This is a genomic window from Gilvimarinus sp. 1_MG-2023 (genome assembly GCF_030548285.1).
In genome coordinates this window covers 1-367 of the sequence record NZ_JAUOSC010000356.1, presented here as the reverse complement: position 1 = coordinate 367, position 367 = coordinate 1, and the positions used below count along the sequence as shown (strand labels likewise).

Below are 367 nucleotides of genomic sequence, written 5' to 3'. Positions count from 1 at the left end.
CTGGAACACCACAAAAAAGCCTGGTCTGGATGACCGGGCTTTTTTGTGGCCGGAAGACTTCAAGGCAGAGCCACATGCGCGATGTGAAGCCATCAGAATCCGGCAGCAGTCACCATAAATCACCGTATTGGTCGCGCTGACACAGGTATAACCGGACATCCAGTTCGAGCTGGAAATAGTCTGGCTCCATATGCTGACAAAGTTGGTAGAACGCCTTGTTGTGGGCTTTTTCGCGCAGGTGAGCCAGTTCATGGACGATGATCATGCGCAGGAAGGCTTCAGGGGTGTTGCGAAACAGGGTCGAAATACGGATTTCGTGCTTGGCCTTCAGCTTGCCGCCCTGTACCCGGCTGACAAAGGTATGTAG

The 367-nt window shown here is 53.1% G+C and carries 1 protein-coding gene; it reads right to left on the bottom strand.

The features are described 5' to 3' along the window. Nucleotides 1–109: 109 nt before the first annotated feature. Nucleotides 110–367, bottom strand: a 258-nt coding sequence (locus Q4563_RS17175) for a M48 metallopeptidase family protein (protein ID WP_303605357.1), incomplete at its 5' end; no start/stop codon positions are given.